The organism is Aliivibrio sp. 1S128 (genome assembly GCF_001691065.1).
Lineage (GTDB): Bacteria > Pseudomonadota > Gammaproteobacteria > Enterobacterales > Vibrionaceae > Aliivibrio.
In genome coordinates this window covers 76,111-94,616 of the sequence record NZ_MAJV01000102.1, presented here as the reverse complement: position 1 = coordinate 94,616, position 18,506 = coordinate 76,111, and the positions used below count along the sequence as shown (strand labels likewise).

Sequence of the window (18,506 nt, the reverse complement as noted above, 5' to 3'; positions counted from 1 at the left end):
TTAATAAAGCGAATTTTTGTTTTCTTCAACAAACTTAGTGTCGATACGGCCAAACATTTTGTAATAAGTCCATGCAGTATAAGCAAGAATAGTCGGAACCATTACTACTGCAACTACTGTCATAATATTCAATGTTAGCTCACTTGATGTTGAATCCCACATAGTCAAACTATGATCTGGGTTTAAGCTTGATGGCATTACAAATGGGAACAGTGCAAAGCCAGATGTTAAAATAACACCTGCATTGGTTAGGCTTGATGCAATAAACGCAACCCATGCTTTTTTCAGCTTAGTCGCAATCATAGCAATTACAGGCATAACAACCGCAAGAGCTGGTGCAATCCATAGTAGTGGGTATTCTTTAAAGTTTAAGAATAAAGCGCCTACTTGACGGATAACATCTTTATTTAAAGGATCTGATGGCGCGTTATGATCCATAACACTTGTAATCACGAAGCCTTCAATGCTTTGAGCCCAAAAACCGGCAACGGTAAACAATACGATAATCAATGCTGAACAAATCATTGAAACTTGACTTGCTCGTGCATGAATTTGATCGGTTGTTTTCATTTGTAACCAAGTAGCACCCTGCAATACAAACATTGCAGAGCTTACCAAACCACAAATTAATGCAAACGGATTTAGTAGGTCAAAGAATCCACCATGATACTTAAGCATCATTAGGTTATTCAGTTCAAATGGAACCCCTTGAAGAAGGTTACCAAATGCAACACCAAAAATAATTGGTGGAACAAAGCTACCAATGAAGATTGCAGCATCCCATGCCGAACGCCAGCGCTTATCTTCAATTTTAGAACGGTAATCGAAACCTACTGGACGAAACCATAATGCCGCTAACGTCAGCATCATCGCTAAATAGAAACCAGAGAATGACGCTGCGTAGACTAAAGGCCATGCAGCAAACAATGCACCACCAGCAGTTACTAACCAAACCTGGTTACCTTCCCAGTGAGGAGCGATTGAGTTAATCATCACTCGACGTTCTGTATCTGTTTTACCGATGATAGGCACTAATGCACCTACACCCATATCAAAGCCATCTGTTACAGCGAAACCAATCAGTAATACACCGATCAATGCCCACCAAACAAATCGCAATACTTCGTAATCAAACATTACTCAAATCTCCGTTGTTATACTTCTACTTGGCGAGATAATTTCGCTTCTGAATCTTGACCATCTTGCTCAAAGTGATAACGGCCAGTTTTCAAGCTGCTAGGACCTTTGCGTGCGAATTTCACCATTAGGTAAACTTCAGCAATCAAGAATATCGTGTACAGACCAATAATCATTGCCATTGAGGTTAAAATCTCAGGCACTGTCAATGCAGACGCAGCAACATTTACTGGTAATATTTCACCAACTGCCCATGGTTGACGACCATATTCTGCGACAAACCAACCAGCTTCAATTGCGATCCATGGTAGTGGCATACCAAATAAGGCCGCCTTAAGTAACCATGATTTTTGACCAATTTTCTGACGACACGTCTGAACAAAGGCAAAACCGAAGATAAGTAGCATTGCTACACCACAAGCAACCATGATACGGAACGAGAAGAATAGAGGCCAAACTGTTGGGATTGAATCATCCGCAGCGGCTTTAATTTGCTCTTCTGTTGCATCAACGACATTGTCGGTATAGCGCTTAAGTAATAAGCCGTAACCTAGGTCATGTTTAACATCATCAAATGCTGCGATATTTTCAGGTGTTTTATCACCATTACGTAATTTTTCTAGCAATTCATAAGCAATCATACCATTACGGATACGTACTTCGTGTTGCTCTTTTAGATCACGTAAGCCTGTTACTTGTTTATCTAATGAACGCGTTGCAATAATACCCATAACATAAGGGATCTTAATTGCGTAATCCGTTTCCATTGATTCTTGATTTGGTAAACCAAATACAGTAAATGCCGCCGGTGCTTCTTCTGTATGCCATTCAGCTTCGATTGCTGCTAGCTTAACTTGTTGAACTTCACCCAGTTCATAACCAGATTCATCACCAAGTACCATTACAGATAAAATTGATGCCATGCCGAAAGATGCAGCAATTGCGAATGAACGACGTGCAAAGGCAACATCACGACCTTTTAATAGGTAGTAAGAACTGATACCAAGAACGAACATTGCACCACAGGTGTAGCCTGATGCTACTGTATGTACGAACTTAACTTGAGCTACTGGGTTCAATACCACTTCAGCAAAACTTACCATTTCCATACGCATGGTTTCAAAGTTAAATTCGGCGCCTACTGGGTTTTGCATCCAGCCATTCGCTACTAGAATCCAAAGAGCAGAGAAGTTTGACCCTAACGCCACTAACCAAGTTACAGTAAGGTGCTGACGTTTTGATAAACGATCCCAACCAAAGAAGAATAAACCAACAAAAGTAGATTCTAAGAAAAAAGCCATTAGTGCTTCGATCGCGAGAGGCGCACCGAAAATATCACCAACATAGTGAGAGTAGTAAGACCAGTTAGTACCAAACTGGAATTCCATCGTTAGGCCTGTAGCAACACCTAATGCGAAATTAATACCGAACAACTTACCCCAGAACTTAGTCATGTCCTTGTAGATTTGTTTGTCGGTCATTACATATAACGACTCCATGATAGCCAATAGAAAGGCCATACCTAAAGTCAGGGGAACGAATAGGAAGTGATACATCGCTGTCATTGCAAACTGCAATCGCGATAACTCCACTACATCAAAGATCATGAGAACTCCTTTGTGTCAGGCTGAATGACACAGTGCTTTCACACTTTTGGGTGAGCGTAATACTTTGTATTGGTTTTAATATTTATACCGTATTAATAACCACAAAGTGTTACATGATTGTAATCAAAACGTTAGCTTAATGTTAAGCATAACCTAATATAGAACTTGCTAATATTAATAGGAAACACGATATCTTTCAAAAGATTTGTCTAAAATTTGAAAGTTAATTACAGTTTTTTTTACATAATCTCTTATTTTTCACATTTTACACATTTCTTATACAAAAAAGCGGGTAATTTTGATCACCCGCTTTCATTCTACTTATAATTTTATTAATAAAATATGACAAATTATGAATAATTGTCCCTAGTTTATTTATCTGGTCTATCAATACCAAAATGAGTATACGCTCGATCGGAGACAATTCGACCTCTTGGTGTGCGTTGCAGGTAGCCTTGTTGAATTAAATAAGGTTCAATGACATCTTCAATGGTATCTCTTTCTTCACCAATGGCTGCGGCAACATTATCAAGACCTACAGGCCCACCATTAAATTTTTCCATAATGGCTAATAATAATTTTCTATCCATATAATCAAAACCACGAACATCAACATCAAGCATATTCAACGCTTTGTCTGCAATTTCAGAAGAAATATGACTATCACTCATTACATCCGCATAATCACGTACTCGGCGCAATAATCTATTCGCTATTCGTGGCGTACCGCGTGCTCGTCGTGCAACTTCAAGTGCCCCATCAGATTCCATAGACAGATTCAAACAATCCGCACTGCGTTTAACTATATATTGAAGGTCATCTACATTGTAATATTCTAGCCGTTGCACAATACCGAAACGGTCACGTAGTGGTGATGTTAATGATCCCGCCCTTGTTGTTGCTCCGATTAAGGTAAAAGGAGGCAAATCAATTTTTATTGAGCGTGCTGCAGGGCCTTCACCAATCATAATATCTAATTGATAATCTTCCATTGCTGGATACAGTATTTCTTCAACCACAGGGCTTAATCGGTGGATCTCATCAATAAATAAAATGTCATTTTCTTCTAAGTTTGTTAGAAGCGCAGCTAGATCCCCTGCCTTTTCAAGAACAGGCCCTGAAGTAGTCCGAATATTTACTTCCATCTCGTTAGCAACGATATTCGCTAATGTCGTTTTACCTAAGCCTGGAGGGCCAAAGATAAGCAAATGATCGAGAGGTTCATTACGCATTTGTGCAGCTTTAATGAAAATTTCCATCTGGCTGCGAACATGATCTTGACCACGGTAGTCTTCTAGCTTTTTAGGGCGAATTGCTCGATCAATAACTTCTTCTTCACGAAAAACAGGACTATCTGCGGCAATAAGGCGATCAGCTTCAATCATAAAAAAGCACTCAAAAATTCAATAGGTAAAAAGGACTAAGGTGGTATTAGATCATTGATTTCAGTGATTCACGAATTAACGTTTCACTGGTCATGTCTGGTTTAGCAACTTGAGAAACGATTTTCGATGCTTGCACTGGTTTATAACCTAAAGAAATAAGCGCACTGACGGCTTCATCTTGTGCACTTTGTGGGGACGTTATCAAATCAGAGCCATTATCCATTGGAGCTGAATCCGTTGCTGGAGTAAATAAATCACCCGCGCCCCACCCTTTAAGGCGGTCTTTCATCTCTACGACTAAACGCTCTGCCGTTTTTTTACCAACACCTGGTAATTTAACTAAAGTCGAAATATCTTCACGCTCTACACTTTGAACAAATTGCGACGCTGTCATACCAGATAAAATCGCTAGCCCTAATTTAGGACCAACACCATTCGCTTTAATGACTTCTCTAAATAACGCACGCTCTTTTTTTGTGTTAAAACCATATAATAATTGGGCATCTTCACGTACTACATAGTGAATATAAATGATCGCTTCTGTGCCAATTTCAGGTAACTCATAAAAACAACTCATTGGCATTTGGACTTCATAGCCAACACCACTTACCTCAATTAATAATTCTGGAGGTTGTTTTTCTAATAAATTTCCACGAAGGCGTCCGATCACAATAGATACTCTTTAAAATAATTAACTACATCGAATAGTAATAAAGAACTGGATAGATATCCAGTAAAAGAAATGATAATTTAAGTGTGCTTTAACGATATCGTCCACGTCGAGCACTGGTTGCTTTACCCGCTAATGCGATTAAGGTCTTATTGGTATTAGCATGACAAATCGCAACCCCTAACCCATCAGCGGCATCGGCTTGTGGTTTTGCTGGAAGTTTTAACATCGTCATCACCATATGCTGAACTTGTGCTTTATCTGCCCCACCCGTTCCTGTTACCGCTTGCTTAATTAAACGTGCAGCATATTCATAAACAGGGAGATCGGCATTGACTGCTGCCACTATTGCACTGCCTCGCGCTTGACCTAACTTTAATGCTGAATCTGCATTTTTAGACATGAATACTTGTTCGATAGCGAATACGTCAGGTTGAAACTGAGTAATTATTTCAGAAACACCTGCATAGATTTGTTTTAAACGACCAGGAAGTTCTTTTTCTGACATACGGATACAACCGCTACCTAAATATTGCAAGTGTCGGCCATTTTGGCGAATAACGCCGTAGCCAGTAATGCGAGAGCCGGGATCAATCCCTAAAATGATAGACATAGTAAAACCACTGATTATTTATACATGTATATTAGCTAGATATCCCCATAAACTCAAGGTATTCGTCATGTGCTACTATCTCATTTAAGATAACGCAGATACAAAAATGCCCGCATAAGGCGGGCATTTTTTAATAAAAAGAAAACTTAATTAAGCGTCTTTTTTCTCAGCAAGTTTTACTGCAATTGATAATTCTGCAAGAGAATCAGGGTTCGCTAGGCTTGGCGCATTCGTAAGTAGACACGCTGCTGCTGTCGTTTTCGGGAAGGCAATAACGTCACGAATGTTTTCTGTACCACAAAGTAGCATCGCAAGACGGTCAAGACCGAAAGCAAGACCTGCGTGTGGCGGCGTGCCGTATTTAAGCGCTTCAAGTAAGAAACCAAATTTCTCTTGTTGCTCTTTCGCTTCGATACCTAGGATGCCGAATACTGCAGTTTGCATTTCAGCATTGTGAATACGAACAGAACCACCACCAACTTCATAGCCGTTGATAACCATGTCGTACGCATCAGAATTTGCAGCAGCAGGGTTTACTTTAAGTTCTTCTGCTGTCATTCCTAATGGAGAAGTGAATGGGTGGTGCATTGCATGCAAGTTACCTTCGCCATCTTCTTCAAACATTGGGAAATCGATAACCCAAAGCGGTGCCCATGCTTTCTTATCTGTTAATTCCAAGTCATCACCAAGCTTGATACGTAATGCACCCATTGCTTCAGAAACAATGTTTGCTTTATCTGCACCAAATAGAATGATATCGCCCGTTTCAGCTTCGGTACGTTCTAAAATACCATTTACAACGTCTGCGTTTAGGAATTTAGCAACAGGAGATTGAACACCTTCAAGGCCAGCAGCACGATCGTTTACTTTCATCCAAGCAAGGCCTTTCGCGCCGTAGATACCTACGAACTTACCGTATTCATCAATTTGCTTACGAGATAGCGATGCGCCACCAGGGACACGAATAACCGCAACACGGCCTTTTTCGTCATTGGCAGGGCCAGCGAATACTTGGAATTCTACGTCTTTAAGAAGATCTGCAACATCAACTAATTCTAGTGGGTTACGTAGATCTGGTTTATCAGAACCAAAACGACGAATCGCTTCAGAAAACTTCATTATAGGGAATTGACCAAGCTCAACATCAAGAAGCTCTTTCCACATATCATGAACTAGACGTTCCGTAATTTCACGAACTTGGCTAGATGATAAGAAAGACGTTTCAATATCGATTTGAGTAAATTCAGGTTGACGGTCAGCACGTAAATCTTCATCACGGAAACATTTAACGATTTGGTAGTAGCGGTCAAAACCAGACATCATCAGAAGTTGCTTAAACAACTGTGGTGATTGTGGAAGTGCGTAGAAGCTGCCTTTATGAACACGGCTTGGTACTAGGTAATCACGAGCGCCTTCTGGCGTTGCTTTTGTTAGTACTGGTGTTTCGATGTCTAAGAATAGGTTCTCATCTAAGAAACGACGAACAAAGCTAGATGCACGAGCACGTAACTTGATACGATCACTCATTTCTGGACGACGTAAATCAATATAACGGTACTTCAGGCGTTGCTCTTCTGAGTTCGTTTGATTGAAATCCAGTGGAAGTGCTTCTGAACGGTTGATGATCTCAAGACCTGTCGCGTAAAGTTCAACTTCACCCGTCGACATATCTTTATTTACTTGGCTGTCAGGACGAACACGTACTTCACCAGTAAATTTGATACAGAACTCATTACGCAGTTGGTTAGCGATTGAAAAGATATCTTTCATATCTGGATCAACAACTACCTGAACGACACCTTCACGATCTCGCATATCAATAAAGATAAGACCGCCTAAGTCACGGCGACGGTTTACCCAGCCGCAAAGTTCTACAGTTTGCCCTGCAAGGGACTTGTTCAGGTTACCACAGTAATGGGTGCGCATGATGATTTTCCCAATCTAATATACATATCAATAGTAAATGCAATAAAAAGCCTTACTGCATTTTTCATAAACCGATTTACGCTTGCTAAAATGACTAATAAAACAGCTACTTTGCTGTATTAATATACAAAACGCAAAAATATAGCGCCATTATAAAGGAAAAACATTCTAACGACATAGCACGGAGTAAAAAAAGTTCACTTTCAATTATCATTGGCCTAAAGACTTTAAGATAATAATTAACTACAATGGTGTCATCATGTGCAGGAGAGCACGGATGTATGCAATTCTAGGTAAGTAGAACAAACCAATATTTACCTAGAATTGATATAAATAAGTACGGATAAACAACGTGCCTTTGTGAGAATACCATGGCTAACCCTGATACTATTTTTTCAACACCTATTGATAAAATTGGTGACTTTACCTTTGATGAACGAGTTGCTGAAGTCTTCCCGGATATGATTCAACGATCTATCCCAGGTTACAGTAATATAATTTCAGCAATCGGAATGCTAGCCGAGCGCTATGCCAAGCCTCATTCAACAGTTTATGATTTAGGCTGTTCTCTAGGCGCAGCAACGTTATCTATGCGTCGCCATATCAATCAAGAAGGGTGTCAAATCATTGGGGTCGATAACTCATCAGCAATGGTTGAACGATGTCGCCTGCTTATTAACGCTTATCGTTCAGATACACCAGTATCGATTATAGAAGCAGATATTCGTGATGTAGAAATACAAGATGCTTCTGTTGTGGTGTTGAATTTCACACTGCAATTTTTAGCCCCCGTCGATCGTCGAACGTTATTAGAAAAAATCTATGCGGGCCTACGCCCTGGTGGCATTCTTATTTTATCCGAAAAATACATTTTTGAAGATAACACAGCTAACGAATTACTTATCGATTTACACCATGATTTCAAACGTGCTAATGGTTACAGTGAATTAGAAATAAGTCAAAAACGTAGCGCGATTGAACATGTAATGCTACCTGACCCAATTGATACTCATAAAGAACGTTTTAAAGACATTGGTTTTAAAAGTGCAGAAGTATGGTTCCAATGCTTCAACTTTGGATCTATGTTTGCGATAAAGTAACTGGTTTTGTTTCTTTCTATTTTTTACCTAAATTTATTAACTAAAGATATCTCATGTTAAATTTTGCTAATTTTTATACGCTCGTTTCTCAAGATACCATTCTTCAGCCTTGGTTAAATACTTTACCTCAGCAATTAACTGATTGGCAAAATGCAGAGCATGGTGACATTGAGCGTTGGACAAAAGCGCTTAAAAAAATCCCTGAGGGCTGTGCTGATAATATTGATTTAAAATCATCAGTTACCCTTTCAAATAACACCCCTTTAATTGATGGTGAACGTAAAAAGTTAGAAAACTTATTACAAACCTTTCACCCTTGGCGTAAAGGTCCGTTTAGTGTCCATGAAATTCATATTGATACTGAATGGCGCTCTGATTGGAAATGGGACCGATTACTGCCCCACATTACTCCACTTAAAAACCGCTCAATTTTAGATGTAGGTTGCGGTAATGGCTACCACATGTGGCGTATGCTAGGTGAAGAAGCTCGTCTGTGTGTAGGTATTGACCCATCACACTTATTCTTAATTCAATTCGAAGCCATTCGTAAATTAATGGGCAATGACCAACGAGCTCATTTATTACCCTTAGGCATTGAACAGCTTCCAGAATTAAATGCATTTGATACTGTATTTAGCATGGGGGTTCTTTATCACCGCCGTTCTCCACTTGACCATTTAATTCAATTGAAAAACCAATTAGTCGCTGGCGGTGAATTAGTGCTAGAAACACTGGTTATTGATGGCGATGAAAACGCAGTATTAATGCCTGTTGATCGTTATGCTCAAATGCGTAATGTTTTCTTTTTCCCATCTGCTCGAGCATTAAAAGTATGGCTAGAAAGCGTGGGATTTGTAGACGTTAAAATTGTGGATGAATGCGTTACTACAACAGGAGAACAACGTTCAACGGAATGGATGAAACACAATTCTCTACCAGAATACTTAGACCAAAATGATCCAACAAAAACAATTGAAGGTCACCCAGCGCCTAAGCGTGCGATCTTAATTGCAAAAAAACCTGACTAAACGCTAACATTGTGGGGCTATCAGCCCCTATTTATTTTCGTTATTATGCACATGTTAATTTAACTCAACGGAACATAAAATGATCCAACGAATTCTACCATTGGTTGCTATCCTAAGCCTTTCAGGATGCGCACTGACTCAACAAACAACGCCAGTCGCTTCAGATAATACAGAAACAGTTGCAGCCATTAAGTCTATGGAAACCAATCTAAATACTCGTTTAGGTGGTATGGAAACAAAAATTGAGACACAAAATGATTATATTTCGACATTAGAAAAAGAACTGTCGAATGTATCAGAAGAGCTTTCAATGGTTCGCACTGAGCAAACCAAAATTCAATCGAGTATAAAGCAAGCAACTTCACAGAAAACCCGCCTAGCACCTATTCCTATTTCGATGCAAACCCAATCATTAAAAGACACTCTTATTTTAGGTGCGATTGAAAACGTAGAAATTGCTGATATACAGCAAAAATTCAGTGCTCGTATTGATACTGGAGCAACAACCTCTTCTCTTAATGCCGTTGATCTTCAAGAATTTGAACGTAATGGCACCCAATGGGTGCGATTCCATTTAATAAACCAAGATGCGCAAGAAGATGGCAAATTGGAATGGATTACTGCTCCTGTAATCCGCAATGTTAAAATTCGTCAATCGACAACTGAAGAAGCAGAACGTCGCCCTGTTGTTGAACTGTGGATCAAACTTGGAGCAATTCATGAAAAAGTACAATTTACTCTTGCGGATCGTTCTCACATGACCCATTCTGTTTTATTAGGTCGTGAGTTTATACAAGACATTGCTGTTATTGATGTCAGTAAAGAATTTGTTCAAAGCAAAAAATAACACCCGACTTCAAATAAGCGGTAATTTATTCAATCTCTTAGTAGCAAAAATTACCGCTTGAATTACAATTATACTTATCTTCCACTTATGCCATTACAATGAGGACGTTATGCCATCAAGAGTGCCTTTTTATTTTCTTATCTCACTATTAGTTGTCGCTGGACTTACACTGAGCTGGCTACGCCATGACTCATACGGAGTGCCTTGGACACCAGGAGAAAGAAGCCAAGTTTGGGACGTAGAAGCCCGAATTCAATTTGATGCAGTAAATAAACCTGTCAAGGTATCAATGGCTGCACCACAAACTCAAGCCGGTTTTACCATTGTTGATGAGAGTGCTTCATCTCCAGGTTATGGTATTGCTTATCTAACGACTGATCATGGACGTCGCGCAGAATGGACTATTCGTCAAGCAAATGGCCCACAAACGTTGTATTACAAGACTCAAATTTTAGTTGATCCCCAAGCTCAGGCTACAGTGGAACCACCAAAATCTGATAAACCAGAAGCTGTGACTTTTGAAGGCCCGCATGAAGCTGCAGCGATTTCATTATTAGAGCAAGCAAGAGCACGTTCTTCTGATGACATCACCTTAACCCGTGAATTAATTAAACAATTCAACGATCCTGATAATCAGAATGCCTCTTTACTTTTAAACGACTTAACTAAAGTTCAAGCCGTTTCTAAATTACTAAGCTATGAAGCAATTCATAACAAAGTTGTTGGGACACTTTGGTTAGAAGATGGTCGTCGTCGTCAATCTGTTCAGCACATGGTTGAAGTATGGAGCGGTGAAAAGTGGCAGTTATTCAATCCAGAAACTGGAGAGCAGGGCCAGCCCGCTAACTTACTACTTTGGGATGAAACTAATGTTTCTTTATTAGATGTTGTTGGTGGAAAGAACAGCCAAATTAACTTCTCAATGATTGCACAAGAGATTTCGCCAACAGCCGCAACAGAAAAGAAAGTAGAAGCAGATAACCTGTTAAACTTCTCTATTCACAGCCTACCGCTTGAAGAGCAGTCGATGTTTAAAACCATCATGCTTATTCCTATCGGTGCGCTAATGGTTGTTTTCTTACGAGTCATTGTCGGTTTAAAAACGTCTGGTACTTTCATGCCTGTACTTATTGCCGTTGCCTTTGTTCAGACTCAGCTAGTCACAGGGATTGTCGGTTTCTTACTGATTGTAGGTACAGGTTTAGTCATCCGTAGTTACTTATCCAAACTCAATCTACTCTTAGTGGCCAGGATCTCAGCGGTTATCATCGCCGTTATTATGATTATCTCAGTCTTTACGATTGTAGCCTTTAAGATTGGCTTAACTGCTGGGTTAAGTATTACTTTCTTCCCTATGATCATCCTTTCTTGGACGGTAGAACGTATGTCTATCCTATGGGAAGAGGAAGGTTGGAAAGAAGTGGCAACTCAAGGCGGTGGTTCATTGTTGACTGCAGTATTAATCTACATAGCAATGACGAATCCATTTGTACAGCACTTAACCTTTAACTTTATTGGTATTCAATTAATTATCTTAGCGCTTATCCTAATGCTTGGTAATTATACAGGTTACCGTTTAAGTGAGCTTCGTCGCTTTAAGCCTTTAGCGGAGGACTAATCTATGTTTAGTCGATTTACGTCTCCTTCAAAACTAAAAGCAAAAGGGATCATGGGAATGAATCAGCGTAACGGTGGCTATATTGGCCGTTACAATGACCGAAGCAAGTACCCATTGGTTGATGATAAATTAAAAACAAAAATCATTGCTGAGAAAGCTGGGGCAACCGTTCCTAAGCTTATCGGTGTGATTGATAGTCAAGCTGAAGTAAAGAACATTCACGATATCGTTAAAGATTGGCCTGGTTTTGTAATCAAACCAGCTCAAGGCAGTGGCGGTAAAGGGATTTTGGTTGTCACATCTCATAAAGATGGAATTTATTACAAACCATCTGGTGCAGAAGCGAATAAACAAGACGTCGAACGTCATATTACTAATACATTAGCAGGTCTTTTCTCCCTTGGTGGAAAAAACGATGTCGCTATGATAGAGAATTTGATCGAGTTTGATGATGTCTTTGACGGCTTCAGTTATGAAGGAGTGCCAGATGTTCGTATTATTGTATTTAAGGGCTACCCTGTAATGGCAATGATGCGCTTATCAACCACAAACTCAGATGGTAAAGCAAATTTACACCAAGGCGCTGTTGGTGTGGGGATTGATATTGGTACAGGTAAAGCCGTACGTGCAGTACAGTTTGACTTACCCGTTGAAAAGCACCCTGATACTGGAAAATTATTAAGTACATTAGAAGTTCCACATTGGCATAAATTGTTAACTCTTGCATCAAGTGCTTGGGAAATGACAGGTTTAGGCTACATGGGGACTGATATGGTGCTAGATAAGAAATACGGCCCAATGGTACTTGAGCTTAACGCTCGTCCCGGTTTAGCCATTCAAATCGCTAACGGTACGGGTTTATTACCCCGCTTAAAGCACATTGAAAGCTTAGAAGAGACGGTTCCATACCCAACTCCTGAAGCTCGTGTTGCTTATGCTATGGAACAGTTTGGTATTTATAATAAATAGCACTCTGGGTAAATAAATAAAAAAAGGGAAGACAGCTTAATGCTCTCTTCCCTTTTTTTTATCTTCTATCGTTGCTTTCCAACTCGAGTACCGATCCAGATAGCCGCTATTCAGATAATTACTTTTCCCAACGTTGTGCCGCTGATTTATCCGTATCTCTTGATTCTACCCAGCGAACTTCTTTCGTTGTACGTTCTTTTTTCCAAAATGGGGCATTGGTTTTTAAATAGTCCATGATGAACTCACAAGAATCAAACGCTGCACCACGATGCGCACTTGATACACCGACAAATACAATTTGATCGCCAAGCTCTAAATCACCGACTCGATGAATCACTTTCACTTTAAGCAGTGGCCAACGCGATTTTGCTTGAGCAACGATATCATTCAGAGACTTTTCCGTCATTCCTGGGTAATGCTCTAGAGAAAGCCCTGTAACATCATCACCAAGATTCATGTCTCGAACTTTACCGATAAAGGTAACCACTGCACCTGCGGCAGTACCTTCTGCTAGTAATTGATACTCATCGCCGACATTAAAATCATGCTCTTGAACAGAAATCATATTAACCGCCTGTTACAGGTGGGAAGAAGGCAACTTCATCACCATCAGAAACGGCTGAATCTAAACTTGAAATAGTTTGGTTGATAGCAACCAGTAATTTGCCTTTCTCTAAGGCTAAATCCCATTTACCTTCTTTTTTACTTAACTCTTCACGAATCGCTTCTGCTGTTGCGTAATCGCCAGTAAGTTCCAGTTTACCAGTACCTACTAACTCTTTGGTTTGAGCGAAAAATAATACTGTGATCATGCGTCTGCCTTAAAGTGTCCAGATTTACCGCCAGTCTTTTCTAATAAACGAACTTGACTAATAACCATGTCTTTTTGAACGGCTTTACACATGTCATAGATAGTTAATGCAGCAACAGACGCAGCAGTTAATGCTTCCATTTCTACACCTGTTTTACCTGTTAGTTTACATACTGATTCAATACGAACCATATTTTCAGCTTCAATCGCTTCTAATTGTACTTCAACTTTAGTTAACAATAATGGATGACACAGAGGAATAAGATCCCATGTTTTCTTCGCGGCTTGAATACCAGCAATACGTGCTGTCGCAAACACATCACCTTTATGGTGAGAACCAGAAACAATCAACTTTAGTGTTTCTGGAGCCATGTGAACAAACGCTTCTGCACGCGCTTCACGTACTGTTTCTTGCTTAGCTGATACATCAACCATGTTCGCCTCACCAGAGGCATTAATATGAGTAAAATTTGACATAATTCTTCTTTATTATCCGCCAATAGAGGCTAAATGTGGGGTCATACCTGCATGGCCATCATGTAGAAAGTGGCCTTCAGCTTTATTATCTAACTGAGTTTGAATACACTGAATTAATTCATCCTGCTGTGTGTCTTCTTGCAATAGTTCGCGTAAATCAACACCATAATCACCAAATAGACACATATGCAATTTGCCTTTTGCTGATACTCGAAGTCGATTGCAACTTTGACAAAAATCTTTCTCGTAAGGCATGATCAAACCAATCTCACCCACATAATCTGGATGAGTAAAAACTTGAGCAGGGCCGTCACTTTCACCGCGTGGTTTTAATATCCAATTATTAGCAATTAAATGATTACGAATAGACACACCAGACTGATGATGATTTTTAAAGAGGTCGTTCATTTCACCCGTTTGCATTAATTCAATAAAACGCAATTGAATTGGACGAGTTTGAATCCACTTTAAAAATAGAGGTAATTCGGTGCTATTGAGATCTTTGAGTAGAACGGTATTGACTTTTACCTGCTTAAATCCCACTTCAATTGCTTTATCAATACCAGCCATAACTTCGGCAAATTTATTTTCACCTGTGATCTGATAAAACATATTTGGGTTTAAACTATCAACACTCACATTGATATCGGTAAGGCCTGCTTCTCGCCATTCAGCGACATGCTTCTCCATACGATACCCATTCGTCGTGGTTGCGACTTTAGTAATACCAGGTTGAGAAGCTACGGTACGGATGACTTCTGTAAAATCTTTACGCAGACTTGGCTCACCACCAGTAATACGTACTTTTGACGTGCCACAACGCGCAAACGCACTGACTGTACGTTTGATTTCATCAAGTTCTAGGAAGGACTCTCGTTTACCATTTTCAGGCCTATAACCATCAGGTAAGCAATAAGTACATTTAAAATTACAGACGTCTGTAATCGACAATCGTAAGTAATAAAACTTGCGATTATAGTTATCTTCAAATTGTTTCGCCACGGAACACCTTTCCAAACACGGGAGGCTTGTTCATTTCCAAACAAACCCTTGTGACCGAATTGTCACTGGCTTACGCTACATATTGAGTGTTTCTTAAAAACAACTTAGTAACTTAAGCTCGGAGTTATGGCAACCAAACTTAATCCACACTGATTAAATTGGTGCTCTTATTAAAATACTCAATATTCCTGCTATTTTCCAATTTTTTTGTTATTTCAGCTAAATTACTCAATATTGTTTAATAAATGTGACGCTTTTGCCGTCATTCAATCTGCAAACTGTGATGAATTCAACATTTCACTAATCATTGCTTGTCGTCACTTTCCATATCACCCAAACTATTATTAATTATAATGTGACGTTAAGTATGAATATTATGTATAAGCATCAAATTGTAGCTATTGGCGGTGGACACGGCTTAGGCCGCGTTCTCGCTGCGCTAAGTGATTTTGGTAGTAATGCAACAGGAATAGTCGCGACAACTGACAATGGTGGCTCTACGGGGCGTATAAGAGAGTGCCAAGGAGGAATCGCCTGGGGAGATACTCGTAATTGTATAAACCAATTAATCACAGACCCATCAATCAGTTCAATGATGTTTGAATACCGCTTTAAAGGCCAAGGCGAACTACACGGGCATAACCTTGGTAATTTGATGCTAACGGCACTCGATAACCTGAGTGTTCGTCCACTTGATGCGATTAATCTCATTCGTAACATGCTTAAAGTAGAAACGAATATTATTCCGATGTCAGAACATCCATCCGATTTAGGGGCACTAACGACTGATTTACGTAAAATTTCAGGCGAAACAAATATCGATGATATGGATGAATTGCCTTTACGCCTATTTTTAGACCCAGAAGTACCAGCCACTCAAGAAGCGATTCAAGCCGTTAGAAATGCAGATTTAATTTTACTAGGCCCGGGCAGCTTCTTAACGAGTATTATGCCTCCATTACTGCTTCCTGGTTTAGGTAAAGCAATTGGTGCAAATAAAAAAGCTAAGCTGGTTTTTATTGACAACTTATCAAAAGAATTTGGGCCTGCTGGGAAAATGGATCATCGAATGATGCTTGAATGGTGCGAGCGAGCATGCTCAGGAAGAAAAGTTGATATTATCTTAACAGATAAAGAGTTAGTGGAATTACAACCAGAATATAATTGTAAAACCACCGATCTTGCTTCATTAAATCACGATTGGCGCCATGATAGAGATAAATTAAAGCAAGAAATTATGAATTTACTTGATTAACAACTTACGATAAGCAAGCTCAGTACCGCGCGCAATATTTACAAATTCAGAGATATTGCGCTCAACCCATTCTTGCTGAAGTAGTTTTGCTTTCTCTTCAATATTAATCGCCATTGTCGCTAATTTATCTGCACCAAAACTACCGGCACTACTTTTAAGGCAATGGCTAATTTCCCTTACTTTATCAATTTCAGGGTGAGTCGAAAGTGTATCAATAAACTCATCTAACTCATCGCAAAAAATGCCAAAAAGAAAAGGAACATTCTCATCCCCTACTTCTTGGACTAATTGATTCACTGCTATTTGGTTTATATACTGGCTCACAGTAATACCCTCTGCTATTTATCATCCCATGATTGTAATTTTCTATATAGTGTCGATGGACTCACCTCTAATTTTTTAGCGGCTTGTGGAATATTTCCATCACATAACGTAATTGCAGCTTCAATAAGCTTCTTTTCTGATTTCCAAAGTGGAATAATTGTCTCTTTTTTTAAGTCGGTACTTTCATTAATTGCGTTATCGTTAGATAAAACATAACGATTTACTTTATCTTCAGATGCAATATCTGAACCAAAGTTATGTTCTATGGACAATGGCTGAGGCAACATAGAAAGAATCACTTCCTTTCCCCTATTTAATACCACCACATTTCTAATTACATTTTGTAACTGACGAACATTACCAGGCCAATCATAGTGCAAAAAACGTTCTGTTACTTCTGGATTAAAAGTAATAAATTCACGACCTTCTTCATGCGAAAAATGGCCTAATATTGAATGGGCGATTTCTATAATATCATTACCACGTTCACGTAAAGGAGGTAAGACTAACGGAATTACATGTAGTCGATAATACAAATCCTCACGAAAACGTCCGGCTTGAACTTCTATCCAGGGATCACGATTTGTCGCACATACAAACCTCACATCTACTCGACTCATTTTTGAAGAGCCTACTTTTTGAAACGTTCCCGTTTGAATGAATCGTAATAATTTAGTTTGTAAATCCAAATCCATTTCACACAATTCATCAAGAAATAGAGTCCCCCCATCAGCCTGTTCCGCAGCTCCCTTTCTATCAACCGAAGCGCCCGTAAATGCTCCTTTTACATGACCAAACAACTCACTTTCAATTAAATCTTTTGGTATCGCAGCACAGTTAATTGCAATAAATGGAGCTTGACCTCGCTTACTTGCAGCATGAATGGCCTCTGCACACACTTCTTTACCCGTTCCCGACTCTCCAGTAATAAATACCGTGGCTTTACTTGGTGCTGCAGAATCAATAGTTCGATATACCTGATTCATCTGAGAGCTACTACCAATAAACCCTTGATATTGTTTATTCGATTTTTCAGAATTTTCAGGATTTTCTTTTATTTCGTCGAGGTCTTTTTGAGCTCGACGCAATGCATTATTGACAGTAACTCTTAACCTATCGGCTTCACACGGTTTTATTAAAAAATCTTGAGCCCCAAGCTGCATAGCTTCAACTGCTGCATCAATTGACCCATGAGCGGTCATTAAAACAACAGGGACTTCTTTGTTAAATTTTCTTATTTCAGCTAAAACATCAAAACCAGTCATGTCTGGTAAACGTAAATCAAGCAATACCAAATCGGGAGCCCGTTTAGCCACTGTTTCTATCGCTTCGCTTCCTTTAGCTACAACATTAATTTCAACACCAAGCGGATTCAGATACGAACGATACAACGCAGCAACCGAAGCGGTATCTTCTACCATCAATAAGTATTTCTTTTGCATTATTAAAATATACCACTTGTCAAAAATATGTGAATTCGCATTATGCAATTGCAAAACGCAAATTGCAAATTGCAAATTGCAAATAAAAAGCCATTTTGAACACTTTTTATGCTTAATTACCTTATTTTGGTGCTTTAAAAAGTTGGCACACTACCTGCTATATGTATAGTGACCCTTTAAGCCAAAGGGTCACCTAGCCAACTGACGTTGTTAGTGAAATTTACTTTCACATGAACAATAAAGCCAACCGGTATATTACGGTTGGCTTCTTTTTTTCCTTAAATCAATAATTTAC

At 39.3% G+C, this 18,506-nt stretch carries 18 protein-coding genes and 1 riboswitch; of the genes, 6 read left to right on the top strand and 12 right to left on the bottom strand.

Annotation, left to right across the window (positions count from 1 at the left end):
- From cydB to aspS, 6 genes are all read right to left on the bottom strand, one after another.
- Positions 1-1,137 carry a cytochrome d ubiquinol oxidase subunit II gene (cydB, locus tag A6E03_RS12290; RefSeq protein WP_045101700.1) on the bottom strand — a complete coding sequence of 379 codons (1,137 nt, stop codon included), beginning with the start codon at positions 1,135-1,137 and terminating at the stop codon, positions 1-3.
- A 17-nt stretch (positions 1,138-1,154) separates the two neighbouring features.
- The gene (cydA, locus tag A6E03_RS12285) at positions 1,155-2,741 is read right to left on the bottom strand and encodes a cytochrome ubiquinol oxidase subunit I (protein ID WP_065601054.1); all 1,587 of its coding nucleotides are present in this window, start codon (positions 2,739-2,741) and stop codon (positions 1,155-1,157) included.
- Positions 2,742-3,115: 374 nt separating this feature from the next.
- Positions 3,116-4,129: a Holliday junction branch migration DNA helicase RuvB gene (ruvB, locus tag A6E03_RS12280; RefSeq protein ID WP_065591564.1), complete on the bottom strand. Its 1,014-nt coding sequence runs from the start codon at positions 4,127-4,129 to the stop codon at positions 3,116-3,118.
- A gap of 46 nt (positions 4,130-4,175) precedes the next feature.
- On the bottom strand, positions 4,176-4,799 hold the full coding sequence (ruvA, locus tag A6E03_RS12275) for a Holliday junction branch migration protein RuvA (protein ID WP_065600953.1): 624 nt from the start codon (positions 4,797-4,799) through the stop codon (positions 4,176-4,178).
- A 91-nt stretch (positions 4,800-4,890) separates the two neighbouring features.
- Entirely contained in the window at positions 4,891-5,412 is a 522-nt protein-coding gene (gene ruvC / locus A6E03_RS12270; RefSeq protein ID WP_060990573.1) for a crossover junction endodeoxyribonuclease RuvC, read from the bottom strand.
- Between the two features lie 150 nt (positions 5,413-5,562).
- Positions 5,563-7,338, bottom strand: a complete 1,776-nt coding sequence (gene aspS / locus A6E03_RS12265) for an aspartate--tRNA ligase (RefSeq protein ID WP_065600952.1) — start codon at positions 7,336-7,338, stop codon at positions 5,563-5,565.
- Positions 7,339-7,709: 371 nt separating this feature from the next.
- Here aspS and cmoA point away from each other — a divergent pair, with 371 nt between their 5' ends.
- From cmoA to A6E03_RS12240, 5 genes are all read left to right on the top strand, one after another.
- Entirely contained in the window at positions 7,710-8,438 is a 729-nt protein-coding gene (cmoA, locus tag A6E03_RS12260) for a carboxy-S-adenosyl-L-methionine synthase CmoA (RefSeq protein ID WP_065591561.1), read from the top strand.
- A 53-nt stretch (positions 8,439-8,491) separates the two neighbouring features.
- On the top strand, positions 8,492-9,466 hold the full coding sequence (cmoB, locus tag A6E03_RS12255; protein WP_065600951.1) for a tRNA 5-methoxyuridine(34)/uridine 5-oxyacetic acid(34) synthase CmoB: 975 nt from the start codon (positions 8,492-8,494) through the stop codon (positions 9,464-9,466).
- Positions 9,467-9,545: 79 nt separating this feature from the next.
- A complete protein-coding gene (locus A6E03_RS12250; RefSeq protein ID WP_065591559.1) occupies positions 9,546-10,313 on the top strand; it encodes an ATP-dependent zinc protease in 768 nt (255 codons plus the stop codon).
- Between the two features lie 109 nt (positions 10,314-10,422).
- The gene (locus A6E03_RS12245; protein ID WP_065591558.1) at positions 10,423-11,931 is read left to right on the top strand and encodes an inactive transglutaminase family protein; all 1,509 of its coding nucleotides are present in this window, start codon (positions 10,423-10,425) and stop codon (positions 11,929-11,931) included.
- Positions 11,932-11,934: 3 nt separating this feature from the next.
- Complete coding sequence (locus A6E03_RS12240) at positions 11,935-12,900, top strand: alpha-L-glutamate ligase-like protein (RefSeq protein WP_065591557.1); 966 nt, start codon at positions 11,935-11,937, stop codon at positions 12,898-12,900.
- A gap of 118 nt (positions 12,901-13,018) precedes the next feature.
- Here A6E03_RS12240 and moaE read toward each other — a convergent pair whose 3' ends face one another.
- The 4 genes from moaE to moaA form a co-directional block, all read right to left on the bottom strand.
- Positions 13,019-13,465: a molybdopterin synthase catalytic subunit MoaE gene (gene moaE / locus A6E03_RS12235; protein ID WP_065591556.1), complete on the bottom strand. Its 447-nt coding sequence runs from the start codon at positions 13,463-13,465 to the stop codon at positions 13,019-13,021.
- Position 13,466: 1 nt separating this feature from the next.
- Positions 13,467-13,712 carry a molybdopterin synthase sulfur carrier subunit gene (gene moaD / locus A6E03_RS12230; RefSeq protein ID WP_065591555.1) on the bottom strand — a complete coding sequence of 82 codons (246 nt, stop codon included), beginning with the start codon at positions 13,710-13,712 and terminating at the stop codon, positions 13,467-13,469.
- Positions 13,709-14,188, bottom strand: a complete 480-nt coding sequence (gene moaC / locus A6E03_RS12225) for a cyclic pyranopterin monophosphate synthase MoaC (RefSeq protein WP_012550453.1) — start codon at positions 14,186-14,188, stop codon at positions 13,709-13,711. Before moaC ends, moaD begins: the two co-directional genes overlap by 4 nt.
- A gap of 12 nt (positions 14,189-14,200) precedes the next feature.
- The gene (gene moaA / locus A6E03_RS12220; RefSeq protein ID WP_065591554.1) at positions 14,201-15,190 is read right to left on the bottom strand and encodes a GTP 3',8-cyclase MoaA; all 990 of its coding nucleotides are present in this window, start codon (positions 15,188-15,190) and stop codon (positions 14,201-14,203) included.
- Positions 15,179-15,326, bottom strand: a riboswitch (molybdenum cofactor riboswitch). It overlaps the preceding gene by 12 nt.
- 240 nt (positions 15,327-15,566) lie before the next feature.
- Here moaA and yvcK point away from each other — a divergent pair.
- Positions 15,567-16,445: a uridine diphosphate-N-acetylglucosamine-binding protein YvcK gene (gene yvcK / locus A6E03_RS12215; protein ID WP_065591816.1), complete on the top strand. Its 879-nt coding sequence runs from the start codon at positions 15,567-15,569 to the stop codon at positions 16,443-16,445.
- Here the strand turns inward: yvcK and A6E03_RS12210 are convergent.
- Together A6E03_RS12210 and luxO are read right to left on the bottom strand one after the other, a co-directional pair.
- Positions 16,434-16,769: an Hpt domain-containing protein gene (locus A6E03_RS12210; protein ID WP_065591553.1), complete on the bottom strand. Its 336-nt coding sequence runs from the start codon at positions 16,767-16,769 to the stop codon at positions 16,434-16,436. The genes yvcK and A6E03_RS12210 overlap by 12 nt on opposite strands.
- Positions 16,770-16,783: 14 nt before the next feature.
- Positions 16,784-18,211 carry a quorum-sensing sigma-54 dependent transcriptional regulator LuxO gene (gene luxO, locus A6E03_RS12205; RefSeq protein WP_255310634.1) on the bottom strand — a complete coding sequence of 476 codons (1,428 nt, stop codon included), beginning with the start codon at positions 18,209-18,211 and terminating at the stop codon, positions 16,784-16,786.
- Positions 18,212-18,506 lie beyond the last annotated feature (295 nt).

Bases quoted from the DNA above. Each gene is read 5' to 3' on its own strand.
- A6E03_RS12240 (WP_065591557.1), top strand. From the start codon at position 11,935: ATGTTTAGTCGATTTACGTCTCCTTCAAAACTAAAAGCAAAAGGGATC.
- cmoA (WP_065591561.1), top strand. From the start codon at position 7,710: ATGGCTAACCCTGATACTATTTTTTCAACACCTATTGATAAAATTGGT.
- moaE (WP_065591556.1), bottom strand. From the start codon at position 13,465: ATGATTTCTGTTCAAGAGCATGATTTTAATGTCGGCGATGAGTATCAA.
- cmoB (WP_065600951.1), top strand. From the start codon at position 8,492: ATGTTAAATTTTGCTAATTTTTATACGCTCGTTTCTCAAGATACCATT.
- ruvB (WP_065591564.1), bottom strand. From the start codon at position 4,129: ATGATTGAAGCTGATCGCCTTATTGCCGCAGATAGTCCTGTTTTTCGT.
- A6E03_RS12245 (WP_065591558.1), top strand. From the start codon at position 10,423: ATGCCATCAAGAGTGCCTTTTTATTTTCTTATCTCACTATTAGTTGTC.
- aspS (WP_065600952.1), bottom strand. From the start codon at position 7,338: ATGCGCACCCATTACTGTGGTAACCTGAACAAGTCCCTTGCAGGGCAA.
- A6E03_RS12250 (WP_065591559.1), top strand. From the start codon at position 9,546: ATGATCCAACGAATTCTACCATTGGTTGCTATCCTAAGCCTTTCAGGA.
- yvcK (WP_065591816.1), top strand. From the start codon at position 15,567: ATGTATAAGCATCAAATTGTAGCTATTGGCGGTGGACACGGCTTAGGC.
- cydB (WP_045101700.1), bottom strand. From the start codon at position 1,137: ATGTTTGATTACGAAGTATTGCGATTTGTTTGGTGGGCATTGATCGGT.
- moaD (WP_065591555.1), bottom strand. From the start codon at position 13,712: ATGATCACAGTATTATTTTTCGCTCAAACCAAAGAGTTAGTAGGTACT.
- luxO (WP_255310634.1), bottom strand. From the start codon at position 18,211: ATGCAAAAGAAATACTTATTGATGGTAGAAGATACCGCTTCGGTTGCT.
- moaC (WP_012550453.1), bottom strand. From the start codon at position 14,188: ATGTCAAATTTTACTCATATTAATGCCTCTGGTGAGGCGAACATGGTT.
- ruvC (WP_060990573.1), bottom strand. From the start codon at position 5,412: ATGTCTATCATTTTAGGGATTGATCCCGGCTCTCGCATTACTGGCTAC.